Below are 16638 nucleotides of genomic sequence, written 5' to 3' on the forward strand. Positions count from 1 at the left end.
GGGATCGGCACGGCGGCAACGATCGAGAAGGGACGTTCATGCGCAGAACCGCAGGAATCGTGCTGGGGGCGGCCTTGTTGGCCACCCCGGCGACGACGGCGCTCGCGGCGGCACCTCCGTCGGGTGAGGGCGAACCGGGTGCTCAGCCGTACATCGTGACCCTGGTCGAGGACGCGGACCCGCGTTCGGTGGCCGAGGAGCACCGGAACCGGCACGGTGCCGAGGTCGGCCACATCTACGGCACCGCGTTGCGCGGGTACGCGGCGCGGATGACCGCCGACGAGGTGGTGCGTGTCCGCTCGGACGACCGGGTGGTCGGCGTGTCCGCGGACCGCAGGGTGTCGACGTTCGCCCAGAGCACTCCCACCGGCGTCGACCGGGTCGACGCCGAGCAGAGCCCGACCGCGAACATCGACGGCACCGACGACCGCGTCGACGTGGACGTCGCCGTGATCGACACCGGTGTGGACCTCGACCATCCGGACCTGAACGTGTACGAGGCCGGGGCGAAGAACTGCTCCACCGGCCGCAAGGCCGACGACGGCAACGGACACGGCACCCACGTGGCGGGCACGGTCGGGGCGCTGGACAACGACAGCGGCGTGGTCGGAGTGGCCCCCGGTGCGCGGGTGTGGCCGGTGCGCGTGCTCGACAACCGTGGCTCCGGCCGGTGGTCGGACATCATCTGCGGGATCGACTACGTCACCCAGCACGCCGACGAGATCGAGGTCGCGAACATGAGCCTCGGCGGCGCCGGGACCGACGACGGGAACTGCGGAAACACCGACGGTGACGCCATGCACCAGGCCATCTGCAACTCCGTCGCGGCCGGGGTGACCTACGCGGTCGCCGCGGGCAACGACTACGCGGACGCGTCCGGCTCGGTGCCCGCCGCCTACGACGAGGTGATCACGGTCAGCGCGCTGGCCGACTTCGACGGACAGCCGGGCGGTGAGGCGGCGTCCACCTGCCGTGCGGACGGGGACGACACCTTCGCCGACTTCTCGAACTACGGTCAGGATGTCGATCTGATCGCTCCGGGCGTGTGCATCGAGTCGACGTGGATGAAGGGCGGGTACGACACCATTTCCGGCACGTCGATGGCGAGCCCGCACGTCGCGGGCGGTGCCGCCCTCTACGCGGCGAACAATCCCGGTGCCTCGCCGGATCAGGTCAAGTCCGCTCTGCAGAACGCGGCGACCACGGACTGGATCTGGCCGAGTGAGGACCCGGACGGCGTCCAGGAGAAGTTGCTGAACGTCGCCACCTTCTGATCCGTGCTCGCCGCGGCCCACGGCCACCTCGTCGTGGGCCGCGGCGAGCCGACTCCCGACTGCTGTCCGGTGTCGTCGCCCGCGGCCGGACCTCGGCTCAGCCGAACTGCACGGAACGCTTGGCCAGACCGTGCCAGAACCCGTCGATGGTGGACCGCTGCCGGTCGAGCTCGTCGGCCGCGGTGCCGAGGGTGACGAACAACGGGGCGAAGTGTTCGGTGCGCGGGTGCGCCAGCCGGCCCGCCGGTGCCTTGGTCACGAAGTCCAGGAGACTGTCGACGTCGCCATCCTCCAGCGCACGCCTGCCCCAGTCGTCGAACTCGACGGACCAGGACGGGGTGTCCGGGCTGTTCAGCGCGCGCATGTTGTGCGTGAAGAAGCCACTGCCGATCAGCAACACGCCCTCGTCGCGCAGCGGTGCGACTGCCTGTCCGACGCGCATCAGCTCCCGCGGATCGAGGCTCGGCATGGAGACCTGCAGGACGGGCACGTCGGCCTCCGGATACATCTCCACCAGCGGCACATAGGCGCCGTGGTCGAGCCCGCGGTCGGGCTGCTCGTCGATCGCGAGTCCGGAGCCACCGAGCAGGGCGCGGACCCGCTCGGCGAGCCGCGGGGCCCCCGGCGCCGGGTAGCGCACCGTGTAGTACCGCTCCGGAAAGCCCCAGAAGTCGTACACCAGCGGCACCGTGGTCGTGGCGCCGATCGTCAGCGGCGCCTCCTCCCAGTGCGCGGAGACGATCAAGATGGCACGCGGGGTGGGCAGCTCCCGCGACCACTGCGCGAGCTCGCGGGTCCAGACGGGGTCGTCCGCCAGCGGTGGGGCTCCGTGGCTCAGGTACAGCGCGGGCATCCGGTCCGTCGTGGCGGAGCTCATCACGACCACCTCCATTAGTTCAAATTCGAAGTACCTCCCACTGTAGCATCGTGTAGTTCAAGTTCGAACTACTGCGTAGGATGGCGGCATGGGTGAACCGCGCTGGCTGGACGAACGGGAGATGGCCGCCTGGATGGCGTTCCTGGAGGCGAGCCACCTGGTCACCCGCCGGGTGGAGCAGCGGTTGCGGGAGCAGGCCGACCTGTCCCATCCGCAGTACGAGATCCTGGTCCGCCTCGCCGACGCGCCGGACGGGGAGATGCGGATGTCCCAGCTGGCCGAGGAGATCGTGACCTCGAAGAGCGGGCTGACCTACCAGATCGCCCGGTTGGAGAAGGCCGGGCTGGTGCGTCGCCGCCGCTGTCCGGAGGACGACCGCGGGATCAACGCCGTGCTCACCGAACAGGGCCGGCGCACGCTCGCCGAGACCGCCCCGGACCACGTGGCGCTGGTGCGCTCGTCCCTGATCGACCTGCTCGACGCCGACCAGCTGGACTCACTCGCCGCCAGCCTGCGTACCGTCGCCCGCAGACACCGCGGATACGGGGAGGAGTGACCCGTCCCGGGTGGTACCGGCGACCCGGGGCGGCCATCCGGGCGACCGGCGCCCTCGGACGGTCACCGTGCCCGGCGGGTCAGTAGGTCCATTCCCAACCGTTGCCGTACTCCAGCCATGATGTCGCCAGGATCAACGTGCCGGAGGCCTCCGGCACGACGACGTCCAGGGTCATCCGGTACTGCTGGTTCGTGCCGAACGACCGGGGCCGCTCCGTCTCGGAGTAGCAGGTACCCGGCTCGGCCGGATGGGTCACGCCGTCCGACCCGAGTTCCGCGAAGTTGAAGGGGTTGAGCAGGCCGTTCAGCGCCCGGGCGATCTCCGGATCGCTGCCGGTGGCGACGCGCAGATGCAGCCGCAGCACCGTCCCGCTGTCCGGGCCGTCCACGTACGGCTCCTCGCACCCCGGACTCACCTCGACCCTGTCCAGGACGAACGTCGCCGCCTCCTCCCCACGGCCGATCCCGGCCTCCGCACCGAGGTCCTTGACCAGGTGACCCCGTTCGTTGTGCGGTGGGACGTCCGCCCCGGCCGGCTCCTGCGGGGACTGCGACGCCGCGGAGGGCGGAGGGGCGGGCGGGTCGCCGGCGTCGGTGTCCTTCGCGCACGCGGACACCGCCACCGCCACCGTCAACACGGCCGCGGCGGCGAGTCTTGTCGATGCCATGTGTGTCCTCCTTGTCGGTCACCGGGTAGTCCCGTCGTCCGGTCCGGGTGTTTCGCCGCGGGGAGCGGGATGTGCGATTCGTTACCGGGCCGCCAACGGAGCGGAGGGACGATCACCCGGTGCCGTGCGGGCGCAGAGGGGACGCCTCGGACGCGCGGGCGGAACCGGTCGCCCACACCAGCGGAAACGCACCGGTCGGCGTGGGAGACCGGCGGCGTGCGGGGTACCCCGGTCCGGGACACCCGGGCCCGTCGCCGTGCGGACACGGCAGGCAGTCTGGAACCCGGGCGCGGCTCGGGCCGCGTCACACGGATCCGACGTGAAAGGCAGTCCACAGCAGTATGCGAGCAACCCTGATCCACGGTGCCGGCGACGTGCGTGTCGAGACGGTGCCCGACCCGGTCGTCGAGCAGCCCACGGACGCGGTGGTGCGGGTCGTGCGGGCCTGCGTGTGCGGGTCGGACCTGCACCCGTACCACTCCCTGGAGGCCCGGGAGCAGGGCATCCCGATGGGGCACGAGGCGGTCGGCGTCGTGGAGGAGACCGGCTCCGAGGTCAGCGGCGTCGGCACGGGCGACCTGGTGGTCGTCCCGTTCGCCTTCTCGGACAACACCTGCCCGATCTGCCGGGACGGCTTCCACACCGCCTGCCCGCACGGCGGGTTCGTCTCCGGCGCCCAGGCCGAGTACCTGCGCGTGCCGCAGGCCTCGGGCACCCTGGTGACCGTCCCCGGCGGCCGCGACGGGGTGGACGACGACGTGCTGGCGTCCCTGCTGACGTTGAGCGACGTGTACCTGACCGGCTACCACGCGGCGGTGATGGCGCGGGTGCGTCCCGGGCACACCGTTACCGTGATCGGCGACGGCGCCGTGGGGCTGTCCTCGGTGCTGGCCGCGAAGCGCCTCGGCGCGGAGCGGATCATTCTCATGGGCCGGCACCGGGCGCGCACCGACCTGGGCCGCGAGTGGGGCGCCACCGACGTGGTCGCCGAACGCGGCGACGAGGGCGTGGCCGCGGTCAAGGACCTCACCGACGGCCTCGGGTCGCAGGTGGTGCTGGAGGCCGTGGGGCACATGCCCGCCTACGAGCAGTCCCACGGTGTGCTGCGCCCCGGCGGTGTGATCTCCCGGGTCGGGGTGCCGCAGTACGAGCTGGCCGGGGTCGGCTTCGGGTCGCTGTTCGGCAAGAATGCCACCCTCACCGGCGGGCCCGCCCCCGTGCGCGCCTACCTGGAGGAGCACATCCCGCTCGTGCTGGACCGCACTCTGGAGCCGGGGCGCGTGTTCGACCGGGAACTCCCGGTGGACGACACCCCGGAGGCCTACCGGCTGATGGACTCCCGCGAGGCCCTGAAGGTGATGGTGCGGCCCTGATCCGGGCGGCGTCCGGGGGAGGGTGCGGCCGGGGTGACTGCCGACCCTCCCTCGCCCGGACGGATTCAGGCGGTGTCCGCGGTCCCCGGTGGTTCGTCATTCCTCAACGGAGAGCCTGCCGGACAGTGATCGCTTACTTCCGGATCCGGCCGAAGGGGCGGCTCGGCGGTCTCTTCCCGGACTTTCGTTCCCTTCGTAGGAGCAAGAACGACACGGACGTCAAAGCCGTGGCAATTCCCATGATGCTCGCCTGGAGAAGCTCTCCGAGAATCATCCAGGCGGCGGCGAGGACGACGAAGCAGCACGCGGAGCCGAGGGCGAGCTTCTCGGAGAAATCGAACTCGGCCATCGGCATGCCGTCCCCAGTCTCATGATCCTCGCGGTCGGCCGCTGATGCTTTCAGTCGTTCGAGGTGAGCGCAAGACGCGCTACGGACTTCTCGCCGGCCGCGGCATCGGCGGGCCGCGGTCTTTCGATGGCGTGGACGCCCGGGGCGGTGTCCGGCTCGGCGCGTGTGAGGGGGTCGGCCGGGACGGCCACCTCCGGTGCGGTGCGTGGGGAAGGGGATGCACCGGAGGTGACGCCTCAGAGTTGGCGCAGTCCGTGCAGGACCCGCCGCAGGAGCGACGCCGACGGTGGTTCGTGGTGCTGCAGTGCCCGCCTGGCCCGCGCGGTCTCGACCTCCGGGTCGACGTCGGGGTCGACGCTTGGCCAGTGGTCGGCGAGGTTGTGCAGCACGACGGTGTCGGCCACGGGCAGCGCGGGCAGGCGGGTCGTCTCGTCGAGTGAGTCACCGGCGGAGTCGGGGGGTTCGTCGTCGTCCGGTGGGGCATGCGCGTTCGGGGGCACGGTCGGGGTTCCTCGGGGCGGGGGACTGGTCGGGGAGCGGGGGGATGTCGTCGGGGGTGAATCCCTCCCGGACCCGGACTTCATGATCGCAAGACCAACAGGTGGGACACGGCCACCCGCCGAGCCGGAAGTCGCCTTCGGCCGGGGTGACCTCAACCCCGCCCAACGAGGGGAAGGGCCGTTCGGGCACGGGGGTGGTCGTTGTACGGTCGCAGGCGTGCAGCCGCCCCTCCGCCTGCTGCCAGCGCCACCACATCAGCGGCTGACCCACATCCCCTCGGGCGCGGGGGCGGCCCGGCAATCCGGGGCCGGTGGGCGGATCGGTCGAATCGGCATCATGACTCCCCCTGGGTGGATGGTGTGTGACTCAGACCATTTCGGTACCGGGTTCAAGCGTGATGGTCCCGGTACCATCTGGCAATGCCACGATCGGTTGAACCGAGGGCAGGGACAAGGTCAGCTATCGTCTGGTGCATGACCGGTACCAAGTCGGAAGCGCGTGCCCATGTGCTCGGTGGTGAACTCCGTGCGCTTCGTCGTGAGGCGGGACTCTCCCAACGCGCGCTCGCCGGCCGTATGGACCGCGCGCATACCGTCCTGGTCCGCTGGGAGCGTGGACAGCGGATTCCGGATTCGGCCGGCATCGAGGCCTTCGCCCGAGCCTTGTCGTTGACCGTCGTCGAACGCGATCGCCTGATTCAGCTTGCGCGTGAGGCCGCTGACGAGCCGGTCAATGAGGTTTCCGCCGGTGCGGCAGGGCAAACTGACGTACTCGACACCTTGATCAAGTTCGAGCAGGTGGCTACCGAAATCACGACGGTGTCCACCGCACTCGTGTCCGGCTTGATGCAAACGGCCGCGTACGCGCGTCTTGCGATCGGTGACAGTCCAGAGATACAGACCAAGGTGGCTACGCGGATCGGTCGTCGTGACGTGATCACGCGGGACCGTGATCCTGCGCGCTACACGGCCTACCTCCTGGAGACCGTCCTGCATCAACGCATCGGGCACGACGTGATGTGCGACCAGCTCCGGTTGATCCAACGGCTCGGCGACCTGCGGAACGTGAGCGTCCGTATCATCCCCGAGGCGTGTGGACTCACGCCAGCTCACACAGGGTCGTTCGCACTGCTGGAGTTCGCCAAGGCGGATTCGATCGTGCACATGGAACATCTGTCGTCGGTTGTGCTTCTGCGCGATCGAGATGATGTGGAGGCACACAGGACGGCGCTGGCGAGTCTGGAGGAGCTGGCGTTGAGTCCGGGGGAGTCGAACAACCTCATCGCTGATGTCATCGACAAGATGGAGACGACAGCATGACCGCACGCAAGACAGTCGAGGGCTGGCGGAAGTCGAGCTACTCAGGCAAGCACGAATGCGTGGAGTTCCGCCGGGTCGACGGTGGTGTGGAGGTGCGCAACAGCAAGCGCCCCGATGAGGCGACCATCCGCTACACCGATGCCGAGTGGCGGGCATTCGTCGCCGGTGTGAAGGACGGCGAGTTCGACCTCTGAGGGTGTATCGACACCGACCCTGCCCGAGTGAGTTGCGGCCCGGTATCCGCGGTACCGGGCCGCAACCCACTCACGGTTCTTCCGTACCGCTGCCGTTCATCCGGGCGGCGCTGTGATGGCCTCCAGCGGTCCGCCGGGCGGTACATCTCGACCCGTACCCGGGCTCCGACTTCGGCTTTCACTCTCCGCGCCAGCTCGCGACCGTCCGCGATCCAGCGCGCTTCTTCGTCCGGGATACGCAATCCCATGTCCTGGGGAGCGTGATCGTCGTAGGTGCCTTCCATCCGCTGGTACCAGTCCTCGACCGCGGCGAGCAGATCGTTGCTGAGCGGGACGATCTCGCCGAGGTTGTCCGGGGCGTAGTCGTCGAAGCCGTCGTCGTCGGACAGGACCCGGAAGGACCGGCTCCCCAGTCGAACCGCAACCTCAGGCTCAGCTCAGTGTTTGCGTGCGTCATAGTCCCGGTTCAAGGGAGTCGTCCATCCTGACCGCGTGGTGTGGTCCGAATATGCACGCTCACTCGATCTCCTCGGAGACCGCACCTGATTCGTAGACGACCGTGATCGCGTGCCCCACTTCGCGTTTCACCCGCTGAGCCAACTGTCGTCCGTCGGCGTCGAACGTGGCATAGTCCGCTGGGTCGACGAAACCCGAGTCCTGAGGCTGCTCCTCCACGTAGGTGCTCTGCAGTCGCTCGTCCCACTCCACGACGGCGCTGACCAAGTCGTCGCTCAGCGGCAAGACCTCGGTGATCTCGTCGGGAAGGTAGTCGGTCGGCACATCGCCGTCGTCGAACGACACCCACCACGGGCCGGCCCTCCACTCGAACCGCAGCAAAACCTTGACAACGCTGTCCTCATCGTCGCTCATGGCTACTCCTCAGCTTGGTTCTCCCGGAGACCGGGTGAGCTCCTACGATATAGCCGTTGGGGCCAGTCGTGATCGCTACTCGACAGAGTCGCCCCTCTACCTCCACTTCGTAAACCGGGCGATCACGTGCCGAGAAACCGACTCTCGTTCCCCTGGTCAGACCATCGAAGATGAGATCAACAATACGGTCCTTCGGTATGCTTGCGCCCTCGAAGGCAGCGATCTTCTCCGCGCTCAAGATGTGCCCCTGACCTCTGCGTTCGTCACCCTCTTCGAGCCATACCACCCGTCGGTCGCGGGCGCGGGCAATTCGCACCACCCGGTCCGGGCTGATCTTGTGCCCCTGTCGTTGGACCTCGGCGATCAGCTCGCGATCCGGCACCCGAGGGGTTGAAGGTTGTCGAGCGGGTTCCGACGCGGCTGGAGGGGTACGGGTAGGCGGTGTCGCCGCGACGGGCGACACCCAGATCGGCCAAGTATGCCCGGAGTAGAGCCTCCACCTGCTCACAGCACTGCTGGACGGCCGCCACCTGCTCCGACGCCTGATCGAATCCCGAGACGGAGGTGTGCAGATCGGGCGCGGCGCTGCCCTCCGCGATCTGCACGAGCATGGTTCGAGCGTCGTCGAGACACAGGGCGGCGTCCCGGAGTGCAGCGATCGGGCGAAGCGCGAGCACATGCTCGACCGCTGCCGCCAGGTCCTCGACCGACATCGTTCCCCCAGAACACAGTGTTGTGCGCCGCCAGGCAGGAGCGCGGCCACAAGCTCCGTCAGCAGCCGCCATGCCGCATAGCATGATAGATTCCTCGTCGGGATCTGTGTGCACAACTCCGCAACCGACGTGCCCGATCCTGGAGAGGTCTCGAAGCCGTCCAGAAGCCCGATATGCGCGCAGGTGGTGAAGGGTTCACCACCTGCGCGGTCCCGCTGTGTCCGGCCCCCAGCCTGTCGAGCGCCGTGCGCGCTCGCGAGAATGTGGTGAGCACGGTCCGGTGAAGGGAGTGATGGTCGGAGGGTATGACGACGAGGGCGGAGATCGCGGCTGGGGAAGACCAGGCATCCTCGATGGGGCAACGCCACCGTCACCACCGCACCGAAGACGCGCTCACCTCCCGGCGCCACACCTCGACCACAGAGGGCCGCCGCAACACCAAGGACGGGAAACAGTGAGTACCGAGGTCTCGCCGGAGGCGGTCGCCCGCGCGCTGCGGGGCGTCCGTCCGCACGTGTACCGGATCGACAGCGACGACGACACGACCCGCATCACGCTGGTGCTGCGGGTCAGCGCCGCCGGACGGCGCAACGCGGCCGAGCGGGTCGTCGCGGCGCTGGCCGGTGACGGGCTGGAGCCGGCCGCCGACGACCCGGTGGAGGCGCTGGTGGCCGAGGGGAACGCGGTCGCGGTGCGGCGGGCACGGTGACGAGCCCGGCTGACCGATTGGACGGAACCACTGGGGCGGCTGCTCCGGTCCGGCTATCGTGAGCGGTGCGTAGTGCGGTGGTCTCTCCGCCGGGCCGGGTGAACCGAGGGGCGTCGGCGGAGAGGCGCCTCGAACGATGACACGGGGAGGGGCCCATGTCCGACGGCGTTTTCGACAACGACTCGGTACCGAGCGAGCCGGTCGGCGGAGCCGGTGACGGCGGTTTCATGGCCGGCATCGGGAAGATGCGGGACAGCGCCGACAGGATGATCGAGTCGGCGAAAACCGGTGGTTTCCGGTCCAGTCCTGAGGGAGTCAAACCGCTGATCGACGCCTGTTCGCGGATGATCGACAGGATTGAAGAGCTGCGCGCGATCTTCTCGCGCCTCGCGCAGGATCCGAAGCTCGGTAGCAGCCCGTATGCGTTGCGAGTTGCCAAACATGATCGACAGTCGGCGGATGGCCCGCAAGGTGCCGTGCCGCAGCTCCTTGCGTTGAGGGAGACATTGGTGGCCCTGACCGAGGCTCTGTACCGTGCGTCCAGTCAGTATGCTGAGGCAGACGAAGCCGCCACGATGCGTGGGTCGGCGCGAAACGACCTGATGACAGCTAGGCAGGGCTTCTCGTCATGAACCGTGCCGGTCTTGCTTCCGTTTTCGGGATCCTGCTGCTCGGGCTCTCAGCGTGCTCGTCGAGTGTGGGAGGGGAGGCGAACCCTTCTCGGACCGGCGGGCCGTCGCGCTCGGCCACCCAATCCACCTCAGAAATGGGGACTGACGGGAACAGCGTCCCGGATTCGCTGGCCGACATCGCCCCGTGCTCGCTCCTCAGCAACGATGAGTTGAGTGAGTACGGCACGTTCCCTCCAGGTGAAAGGGACGACAGGGGTGTCGGGCGCGCTTGCAGGTTCCAGAGGGACAGAGACCCCACCGAACCCGGCCGGGTCGTCGCCGTAAACCTGCGCGAGGAACAGGGGGTGGAAGACGTCATAGAACAGGGGTATGGCGTGCAGCGTGCCGAGAGCAACGGGCGTGAGTACGCTCAGGTCCCTGGCGCCGGAGCCTGCCTCATCGCGATCGGGGTAACTCTGACGTCGCGCGTCGACATCCATGTCATCGCCACCGAGGGACGGCAGAAGAGCTGCGAGATCGCCGATGAGATCGGTGCGATCGTGGAGCCGAGACTTCCGAAGGGCTGAGCGGTGACCGAACCCTTGGCGATATGCCGGACGACGGTGGCCCGCAGCGTGTCGGCGTGGCGGTAGATGTCTCGACGCCCTCGATGGGAGACGGGTCTCCGTCTTCGTCGAACACGCCGAGGTACTTGTGGGCGCGGTGAACCACAGGCGGGCGATCGGCTTGCGGTCGTTGTCGTCGAGTAGCACGCCCACGTCGGCGGTGAACTTCGGGATGACCTCGTCGGGGATGAAGACGAAGACGTCGTAGCCGAGCACGTCGCTGATGAACGGCATCACGAACGCGTTTTTGGTGGCTTCCTCCGTCTGGATCGCCGCCTTGTGCTTACGGATCTTCTGGGGGGACACCCGTGCGCTCCGCGATCTCCACTCCGGGACCTCTCCTCGCTGAACGGACTGACGGATCGGTGACTCTCGCGCGGAAGTCGGCGACGAGGGCGGGAGCGTTACCGGGGCGGTTCCTCCGTTGGATCCGCCGTACAAGCGTGATCACCTGCGGTAGCGTCAGCGCGGGACGCGGGATCCCGGAATCGGTCAGGACGTCGACGTAGGAGGAGCGATGGGCTTTCAGACGCCGCAACACCCGTTGAAGGAACTCCTGCCGAGGATCGCGCGGGGTGAGATCCAGTTGCCTGACTTTCAACGCGGCTACGTCTGGGATGAGGAACGCATCCGGTCGTTGCTGGTCACCATTGCGCACGGGCACCCGCTCGGCGTGGTGATGACGCTGCAGACCGGCAACGACCAAGTGCGGTTCAAGCCCAGGCCGATCGAGGGGGCCGACGATGAGGCCGCCGAAATTGAGCCCGCGCTGCTCGTGCTCGACGGGCAACAGCGCCTCACCTCGTTGAGCCAGGCGCTCTGGGGGGACGGCGTGATCGATACCCACGACGCGCGGAAGAAGGTCGTCCGGCGACGCTTCTTCTTCGACATCGCGCAGGCTGTGAAGGACCCACACAATCTGGACGAGGCGGTGAAGTCGCTGCCGGGTGACGGTGTGCTCCGGGAAAACTTCGATCGCGACGTCGTCCTGGACGTCTCCACCCGCGAGAAGCAGCTCGAACACGGCTACTTCCCGGTCAACCTGGCCTACCGCGACAGCGGGACCGACTGGCTGTTCGGGTACGCCGACGGCGATGTCGCCAGGACGTTCCTCAACACTGTGATCACGCCGATGAAGTCCTATACCATCCCGTCCATCGAGCTGGACCGCCAAACCACCAAGGAAGCCGTGGCCACGGTCTTCGAGAAGGTCAACCAGGGCGGGATGAAGCTCACCGTGTTCGAGCTGCTCACGGCGAAGTTCGCCGGCGACGCCGACTACTACCGCGCCACGGGTACGGACTTCCGGCTCAAGGATGACTGGGACAAGACCGCGGAGGTGATCGGGAAGTACCCGGTGCTGCAGGGGCTGGACGAGACCGAGTTCCTTCAGGCGGTGATGCTGCTGGCCAGCAACCACAATTACCGGGCGACCACCGCGCGCAAGGACGACATCCTGGATCTGCGCCTGTCCGACTACCTCGACTGGGCCGACGAGGTGCGCAAGGCGATGGGGTGGGTCGCGGGTTTCCTCGCCGCCGAGCACATCCACATCGACGGCGACGTCCCGTATCCCACGCAGCTGGTGCCGCTGGCCGCGCTGCGGGTGCTGATGGGCGAGGACATCGACATCCACGGCATCCGGTCGCGTGTCCGGCAGTGGTACTGGTGCGGGGTGCTGGGCGAGCTCTACAGCTCCGCGACCGAGAACCGGATGGCCCGCGACGTCGAACAGGTGCCCGCGTGGGCGCGTGGCGAGGAACGGGCGGCGGTGCCCCGCACCGTGGAGGACGCCAACTTCGTCGAGTCCCGGCTGCACTCGCTCAAGACCCGGAACGCGGCGGCATACAAAGGTATCCATGCGTTGCTCATGGCGCACGACACCAAGGACTGGCTGCACCACCAGCCGTTCGACCGGGCGCACTACCTCGAACTGGCGGTCGACATCCACCACATCTTCCCGAAGAAGTGGTGCCTGGCCCACGACATCGACCCGGAACTGCGCGAAAGCATCGTCAACAAGACGCCCCTGGCGCGCAAGACGAACCAGCTCGTCGGCGGGGTGTCACCCGCCGACTACATGCGCAAACTGGACGCCCGAGCGAAGATCACCACCGACGAGCTCGACGCCATCGTCGCCGCTCACCAGGTCGACGTGGCGGCGCTGCGGGCGGGCGATTTCGGAAGCTTTTTCACACACCGCCGCGAGGCGCTGCTGCGGCTCGTGGAAACGGCCATGGGCAAGCGGGCCGCGCGCGATATCGACCAGGACTCACTCGACGGGGGTACAGAATCCCCCGCTGCGTTCGTGCCCGAGCCGGACGACCCGGTGGACGACGCGGCGGAGTACGGCGTCACCGGGTAGCGGGACTCGGCGACCCGGTGGAGGGCCTCGCCAGCCCCGGAGAGTCGACTCGCCGGCCCAGAGTGTCGACTCGCGGTGCTGAAGTGTCGACTCGCCGGACTGAGGTGTCAGCTCGCGAGTGCGGCGTCCATGGAGATCGTCGTGCCCGCCAGGGCCCTGCTCACCGGGCAGGTGTCCTTGGCGGCCGCGGCGAGTTGGCCGAAGCGGTCCGCGTCCACGCCGTCGACGTCGGCGCGCAGGGTGATGTCCACCGTGCTGATCGACAGCCCGCCGTCGGCCGCCTCCACGGTCACCGCCGCGGCGATGTCGATCGTCTTCGGGGTCAGGTTCTCCTTCTCCAGCACCCCGGCGAGGTTCATCGCCAGGCAGGACGACTGCGCCGCCGCGATCAGCTCCTCCGGGCTGGTGGTGCCCTCCGGCTCACCCACCCGGCGCGGGAACGTGACGTCGAACCGGGCGGTGTTCGAGGAGTCGAGCGTGATCGCGCCGGTGCCGCTGTTGAGGCCACCGTTCCAGTGCGTCGTCGATTCGCGCCGGGCCATGGAGGCTCCCTTCGCCGGAGAGTGGGGGCGTGCTTTCCGACCCTAGAACGCACCGCCCGGCGCGGCGCGGTGAGCGGCGGGACCGTTCGCCCGCGTGGGTGCCGCTGCACGGGCGCCGCGAATCCGACGCTGCGGTGTCGTGGGGTCCGGTGAGCGGCGTCCCCACGTCCGGCACACCGTGGAAATGCGGTTTACCTGCGCCTTTGATGCGCTCTGTGTGAGGAGGCCGCTAGTACATGTGTGAGAAGGCCGCTAGGAGGTGTTTGAGAAGGCCGCTAGAGTATGTGTGAGGAGGCCGCTAGGCGGTGTGTGAGAAGGCCGCCAGCGGGTGCGCGAAAGCTGCAGATCGAGGTGGAAGGGGTGTCCGGGTGGTCGGCCCTGCTGACGGCCACTATGTGCCGCGACTGGTGGACGAGCGGTTGTGCGAGGCGTTGGAGGTCTTTCCTGCCGTCCTGTTGGCCGGTCCGCGGGCGGTGGGGAAGACCACGACCGCACGGAGATTCGCCGAATCGGTGGTCGAACTGGACGACAAGGCTCAGGCCGCCCCGTTCCGAGCGGACCCGAGTGCGGCGTTGCGGGCGGTGTCGGAAGCTGTGTCCGGGCCCGTGTTGCTGGACGAGTGGCAGGAGGTCCCCGAGGTGCTCGCCGCGGTGAAGCGGGCGGTCGACCGCGAGGCACGCCCCGGGAGCTTCATCCTGACCGGCAGTGTGCGGGCGCCGCTCACATCCGCCTCCTGGCCCGGTACCGGGCGCGTGATCACGCTGAACATGCACCCACTCACGGTGCTGGAGCGCTCATCCTCCGGAGTTCCGCAAGACCGTTTCGTGTCCGCTCTGCTGGGCGGACAAGTGTCCGAACTCTCCGTTCCCGAGACGCCCCCGGACCTCACCGGATACCTCGATCTCGCCGTCGTGGGCGGATACCCGTCCGTGGTGAACCTGCGTGCCCGGCCACGGACCCTGTGGCTCGACAGCTACGTCGAACAGCTCGTCCTGCGGGATGTCCCCGAGCTCGGGGACATTCGTGACGCTCCGGCGCTGCGACGCCTGCTGCACGCCCTTGCGGAATGCACCGGGACCATGACGGCCGACACCGAACTGGCGTCGGCGGCCGGAATGAACGTCAAGACCGTACGGAGGCAGGAACGTCTGCTCGACGATCTCCGGGTGGTGTGGTCGCTTCCGGGTTGGTACACCAACCGGTTGAGTCGTCTGGTGAAGCAACGGAAGCGTTATGCCACGGACACCGGCCTCGTGGCCGCACTGCTGGACGTGGACACCCGGGGACTTCTCCGCAACGGCGAACTGCTGGAGCGCATGCTCGAGACGTTCGTGCTCGCGCAGGTGCGCCCGGTGCTGGAAGCGGTCCGGAACAAGGCCGTGGCGTATCACCTGCGGCAGCAGAACGGCAGACGCGAGGTCGATGTCGTCCTCGAGACCGCGGACGGGCGCGTGGTCGGGATGGAGATCAAGGCGAGCGCAAGTCCCTCGGTGGCCGACACCCGGCATCTCGCCTGGCTGCGGGACGAGCTCGGCGACCGGTTCGTCGCCGGGATCGTCCTGCACACAGGGAAGTCGATCTTCCCACTCGACGAGCGGATCACGGCGGTGCCCATCGCTGCCCTGTGGGCGTGACTTACCTGCGGCGACGCCGGATCCCGGCCACGGGGCGTGTCAGATGGTCCATGCGGGTGATTCAGCGGTTGTCTTTGTACACGCAAGCGCGGTGTCCGACCTCGACGACGAGCACCAGGAGCCGGTCGTCGTGGACTTCGTAGACCACGCGGTAGTCCCCGGCGCGGACGCGCCATTGGTTGGTGGTCCCGGCGAGTTTGGTGCAGCGCGGCGGGCGGGGCTCGTCGGTGAGCGCGTCGATGACGGCGAGGACGCGACGCCGTTGGGGCTTGTCGATCGCGTCGAGCGCTTTCGCGGCCCGCCGGGTGAGGTCGATCTGGTAGGTCACGCGGACTCGGCGAGGTAGCGCTGCCAGGAGATGGTGTCTTCCTCGCCCGCCTCGATCGCGGCGCGCGCGTCGTTGGCGCGGCGGGCCCAGTAGTCGTCTTCGATGCGTTCGTAGTTCTCCGCCACGTCGGCGGGCATCAACGCGGCCACGCGTTCCCCGTGCCGCATGAGGTAGACGAACTCGCCGTCGCGCACCGTGTCGATGAGGTCCGCGAGGTTGCCGCGCGCGTCGGTGACGGACACCTCGCGCACATCTGTCGGGTTCTCGTCGCTCATATCTGTCACTGTACACCATGTACGTCGCTGTACTCGCGTGTACGAGCCTCGCTCCGGACGGTCCTCACTACTGATAAGGGCTGTTCTTGGGGTCCTTGCTGTCAAGAATCTTGGACGGTCCTCGGTGGGTTCCTCAGGCTGTGGTCGCCGGTGTCGTCCTGCACACCGGGAAGTCGCTCTTCCAGCTCGATGCGCGGGTCACGGCGGTGCCGATCGCGGCACTGTGGGCGTGAACCGGTCCGGCGTTGCCGGGCGGGTAGTCCGGTTGTGTGAAGTCCGGTTCTGTCGTGCCGATGCCCGCCGTCGTGGTCACCGTCGGGGCCGCGGCGTCGGGCAAGACGCGGCTGCGGCACCGGCTGATCGCCGCCGGGCTGGATCCGGCGCGGGTGATCAACCTCGACCTGCTGCGGGCCGATGCCCGGCGGGCCGCCGGAGGGGGCGACGCACCGTTGGAGCGGTTCACCCTCCCCGCCCTGCGGGCGGCCACCACCCGGCAGCGCGCGCTCGCCGGGAGCGGGAACGGCTACCTCGCCGACGCGACCCACCTGCGGCGTGTCGAACGGCGGGAACACCTGGACCTCGCCCGGGAGACCGGGCTGCGGACGGTGTGTCTGCTGCTGCCCGACCTCGACGTGGAGGTCCTGCTCGCCCGCAACGCCGCCCGCTCGGCCGACCTGCGGGTGCCGGAGGAGGCGTTGCGCCGGCACGCGCACCGCCGGTCGCTGCTCGACGCGGACGGGCTGCGTGCCGACGGGTTCGACGTGGTGTGCGAGGTCGACGACCTCGCTGCCGTCCGTCTCACCGGCGGGGCGCGTCCGGACCCGCTGGAGGGGAGCCCGTGTCCGCTCGACGTCC

Annotated in this window: 20 protein-coding genes; 12 read left to right on the top strand and 8 right to left on the bottom strand. The window is 68.6% G+C overall.

Features of this window, described 5'->3' with window-relative positions:
• The first annotated feature begins 38 nt into the window (after positions 1 to 38).
• Positions 39 to 1274, top strand: coding sequence for a S8 family serine peptidase (locus tag SACPADRAFT_RS0221735; protein ID WP_007023530.1), 1236 nt, complete (start codon positions 39 to 41; stop codon positions 1272 to 1274).
• Between the two features lie 97 nt (positions 1275 to 1371).
• On the opposite strand, the gene SACPADRAFT_RS0221740 is transcribed toward SACPADRAFT_RS0221735, so the two are convergent.
• Positions 1372 to 2151 (bottom strand): dioxygenase family protein, encoded by a 780-nt coding sequence (locus tag SACPADRAFT_RS0221740; protein ID WP_007023531.1) that lies wholly within the window; start codon positions 2149 to 2151, stop codon positions 1372 to 1374.
• 88 nt (positions 2152 to 2239) lie between these two features.
• Between SACPADRAFT_RS0221740 and SACPADRAFT_RS0221745 the strand changes: the two genes are divergently transcribed.
• On the top strand, positions 2240 to 2707 hold the full coding sequence (locus SACPADRAFT_RS0221745) for a MarR family winged helix-turn-helix transcriptional regulator (RefSeq protein ID WP_007023532.1): 468 nt from the start codon (positions 2240 to 2242) through the stop codon (positions 2705 to 2707).
• Positions 2708 to 2786: 79 nt separating this feature from the next.
• Here the strand turns inward: SACPADRAFT_RS0221745 and SACPADRAFT_RS0221750 are convergent, their stop codons facing one another.
• Complete coding sequence (locus SACPADRAFT_RS0221750) at positions 2787 to 3374, bottom strand: hypothetical protein (protein WP_007023533.1); 588 nt, start codon at positions 3372 to 3374, stop codon at positions 2787 to 2789.
• A gap of 341 nt (positions 3375 to 3715) precedes the next feature.
• Here SACPADRAFT_RS0221750 and SACPADRAFT_RS0221755 point away from each other — a divergent pair, with 341 nt between their 5' ends.
• Together SACPADRAFT_RS0221755 and SACPADRAFT_RS33445 are read left to right on the top strand one after the other, a co-directional pair.
• Positions 3716 to 4747 (top strand): alcohol dehydrogenase catalytic domain-containing protein, encoded by a 1032-nt coding sequence (locus SACPADRAFT_RS0221755; protein ID WP_007023534.1) that lies wholly within the window; start codon positions 3716 to 3718, stop codon positions 4745 to 4747.
• A 125-nt stretch (positions 4748 to 4872) separates the two neighbouring features.
• Positions 4873 to 5121, top strand: a complete 249-nt coding sequence (locus SACPADRAFT_RS33445; RefSeq protein ID WP_198048374.1) for a hypothetical protein — start codon at positions 4873 to 4875, stop codon at positions 5119 to 5121.
• Between the two features lie 211 nt (positions 5122 to 5332).
• On the opposite strand, the gene SACPADRAFT_RS0221765 is transcribed toward SACPADRAFT_RS33445, so the two are convergent.
• A complete protein-coding gene (locus SACPADRAFT_RS0221765) occupies positions 5333 to 5596 on the bottom strand; it encodes a hypothetical protein (RefSeq protein ID WP_007023536.1) in 264 nt (87 codons plus the stop codon).
• A complete protein-coding gene (locus SACPADRAFT_RS30935) occupies positions 5538 to 5852 on the bottom strand; it encodes an HC3 family zinc finger protein (RefSeq protein WP_084258568.1) in 315 nt (104 codons plus the stop codon). Before SACPADRAFT_RS30935 ends, SACPADRAFT_RS0221765 begins: the two co-directional genes overlap by 59 nt.
• A 218-nt stretch (positions 5853 to 6070) precedes the next feature.
• On the opposite strand from SACPADRAFT_RS30935, the gene SACPADRAFT_RS0221770 reads away from it, so the two are divergent.
• Both SACPADRAFT_RS0221770 and SACPADRAFT_RS0221775 read left to right on the top strand, forming a co-directional pair.
• Positions 6071 to 6916: a helix-turn-helix domain-containing protein gene (locus SACPADRAFT_RS0221770; RefSeq protein ID WP_007023537.1), complete on the top strand. Its 846-nt coding sequence runs from the start codon at positions 6071 to 6073 to the stop codon at positions 6914 to 6916.
• Entirely contained in the window at positions 6913 to 7110 is a 198-nt protein-coding gene (locus SACPADRAFT_RS0221775; protein WP_007023538.1) for a DUF397 domain-containing protein, read from the top strand. The genes SACPADRAFT_RS0221770 and SACPADRAFT_RS0221775 overlap by 4 nt, the downstream gene beginning before the upstream one ends.
• Before the next feature lie 516 nt (positions 7111 to 7626).
• Here the strand turns inward: SACPADRAFT_RS0221775 and SACPADRAFT_RS0221780 are convergent.
• The gene (locus tag SACPADRAFT_RS0221780) at positions 7627 to 7980 is read right to left on the bottom strand and encodes a hypothetical protein (protein WP_007023539.1); all 354 of its coding nucleotides are present in this window, start codon (positions 7978 to 7980) and stop codon (positions 7627 to 7629) included.
• Between the two features lie 1167 nt (positions 7981 to 9147).
• Between SACPADRAFT_RS0221780 and SACPADRAFT_RS31755 the strand changes: the two genes are divergently transcribed.
• The 4 genes from SACPADRAFT_RS31755 (at position 9148) to SACPADRAFT_RS0221815 (ending at position 13004) form a co-directional block, all read left to right on the top strand.
• Positions 9148 to 9402 carry a hypothetical protein gene (locus SACPADRAFT_RS31755; RefSeq protein ID WP_007023541.1) on the top strand — a complete coding sequence of 85 codons (255 nt, stop codon included), beginning with the start codon at positions 9148 to 9150 and terminating at the stop codon, positions 9400 to 9402.
• A gap of 155 nt (positions 9403 to 9557) precedes the next feature.
• On the top strand, positions 9558 to 10034 hold the full coding sequence (locus tag SACPADRAFT_RS31760) for a hypothetical protein (protein WP_007023542.1): 477 nt from the start codon (positions 9558 to 9560) through the stop codon (positions 10032 to 10034).
• Positions 10031 to 10600, top strand: coding sequence for a DUF3558 family protein (locus tag SACPADRAFT_RS34560; RefSeq protein ID WP_007023543.1), 570 nt, complete (start codon positions 10031 to 10033; stop codon positions 10598 to 10600). Before SACPADRAFT_RS31760 ends, SACPADRAFT_RS34560 begins: the two co-directional genes overlap by 4 nt.
• 556 nt (positions 10601 to 11156) lie before the next feature.
• Complete coding sequence (locus tag SACPADRAFT_RS0221815; RefSeq protein WP_007023544.1) at positions 11157 to 13004, top strand: DUF262 domain-containing protein; 1848 nt, start codon at positions 11157 to 11159, stop codon at positions 13002 to 13004.
• A 107-nt stretch (positions 13005 to 13111) separates the two neighbouring features.
• Here the strand turns inward: SACPADRAFT_RS0221815 and SACPADRAFT_RS0221820 are convergent, their stop codons facing one another.
• Positions 13112 to 13546, bottom strand: a complete 435-nt coding sequence (locus tag SACPADRAFT_RS0221820) for an OsmC family peroxiredoxin (protein WP_007023545.1) — start codon at positions 13544 to 13546, stop codon at positions 13112 to 13114.
• A 368-nt stretch (positions 13547 to 13914) separates the two neighbouring features.
• Between SACPADRAFT_RS0221820 and SACPADRAFT_RS0221825 the strand changes: the two genes are divergently transcribed.
• Complete coding sequence (locus SACPADRAFT_RS0221825) at positions 13915 to 15180, top strand: ATP-binding protein (protein ID WP_233357247.1); 1266 nt, start codon at positions 13915 to 13917, stop codon at positions 15178 to 15180.
• A gap of 61 nt (positions 15181 to 15241) precedes the next feature.
• Here SACPADRAFT_RS0221825 and SACPADRAFT_RS0221830 read toward each other — a convergent pair whose 3' ends face one another.
• Positions 15242 to 15508, bottom strand: coding sequence for a type II toxin-antitoxin system RelE family toxin (locus SACPADRAFT_RS0221830; protein WP_007023547.1), 267 nt, complete (start codon positions 15506 to 15508; stop codon positions 15242 to 15244).
• The gene (locus SACPADRAFT_RS0221835) at positions 15505 to 15783 is read right to left on the bottom strand and encodes a type II toxin-antitoxin system prevent-host-death family antitoxin (protein WP_007023548.1); all 279 of its coding nucleotides are present in this window, start codon (positions 15781 to 15783) and stop codon (positions 15505 to 15507) included. The genes SACPADRAFT_RS0221830 and SACPADRAFT_RS0221835 overlap by 4 nt, the downstream gene beginning before the upstream one ends.
• Positions 15784 to 16076: 293 nt before the next feature.
• On the opposite strand from SACPADRAFT_RS0221835, the gene SACPADRAFT_RS29245 reads away from it, so the two are divergent.
• On the top strand, positions 16077 to 16638 hold a 562-nt coding region (locus tag SACPADRAFT_RS29245), incomplete at its 3' end, for an AAA family ATPase (RefSeq protein WP_084258564.1).

This window comes from Saccharomonospora iraqiensis subsp. paurometabolica YIM 90007 (genome assembly GCF_000231035.2).
Taxonomy (GTDB): domain Bacteria; phylum Actinomycetota; class Actinomycetes; order Mycobacteriales; family Pseudonocardiaceae; genus Saccharomonospora; species Saccharomonospora paurometabolica.

Excerpts from the sequence above, each read along its gene's own strand:
- SACPADRAFT_RS0221735 (WP_007023530.1), top strand. The coding sequence starts at position 39 with ATGCGCAGAACCGCAGGAATCGTGCTGGGGGCGGCCTTGTTGGCCACC.
- SACPADRAFT_RS0221740 (WP_007023531.1), bottom strand. The coding sequence starts at position 2,151 with ATGAGCTCCGCCACGACGGACCGGATGCCCGCGCTGTACCTGAGCCAC.
- SACPADRAFT_RS0221745 (WP_007023532.1), top strand. The coding sequence starts at position 2,240 with ATGGGTGAACCGCGCTGGCTGGACGAACGGGAGATGGCCGCCTGGATG.
- SACPADRAFT_RS0221750 (WP_007023533.1), bottom strand. The coding sequence starts at position 3,374 with ATGGCATCGACAAGACTCGCCGCCGCGGCCGTGTTGACGGTGGCGGTG.
- SACPADRAFT_RS0221755 (WP_007023534.1), top strand. The coding sequence starts at position 3,716 with ATGCGAGCAACCCTGATCCACGGTGCCGGCGACGTGCGTGTCGAGACG.
- SACPADRAFT_RS30935 (WP_084258568.1), bottom strand. The coding sequence starts at position 5,852 with ATGTGGTGGCGCTGGCAGCAGGCGGAGGGGCGGCTGCACGCCTGCGAC.
- SACPADRAFT_RS0221770 (WP_007023537.1), top strand. The coding sequence starts at position 6,071 with ATGACCGGTACCAAGTCGGAAGCGCGTGCCCATGTGCTCGGTGGTGAA.
- SACPADRAFT_RS0221775 (WP_007023538.1), top strand. The coding sequence starts at position 6,913 with ATGACCGCACGCAAGACAGTCGAGGGCTGGCGGAAGTCGAGCTACTCA.
- SACPADRAFT_RS0221780 (WP_007023539.1), bottom strand. The coding sequence starts at position 7,980 with ATGAGCGACGATGAGGACAGCGTTGTCAAGGTTTTGCTGCGGTTCGAG.
- SACPADRAFT_RS31760 (WP_007023542.1), top strand. The coding sequence starts at position 9,558 with ATGTCCGACGGCGTTTTCGACAACGACTCGGTACCGAGCGAGCCGGTC.
- SACPADRAFT_RS34560 (WP_007023543.1), top strand. The coding sequence starts at position 10,031 with ATGAACCGTGCCGGTCTTGCTTCCGTTTTCGGGATCCTGCTGCTCGGG.
- SACPADRAFT_RS0221815 (WP_007023544.1), top strand. The coding sequence starts at position 11,157 with ATGGGCTTTCAGACGCCGCAACACCCGTTGAAGGAACTCCTGCCGAGG.
- SACPADRAFT_RS0221820 (WP_007023545.1), bottom strand. The coding sequence starts at position 13,546 with ATGGCCCGGCGCGAATCGACGACGCACTGGAACGGTGGCCTCAACAGC.
- SACPADRAFT_RS0221835 (WP_007023548.1), bottom strand. The coding sequence starts at position 15,783 with ATGAGCGACGAGAACCCGACAGATGTGCGCGAGGTGTCCGTCACCGAC.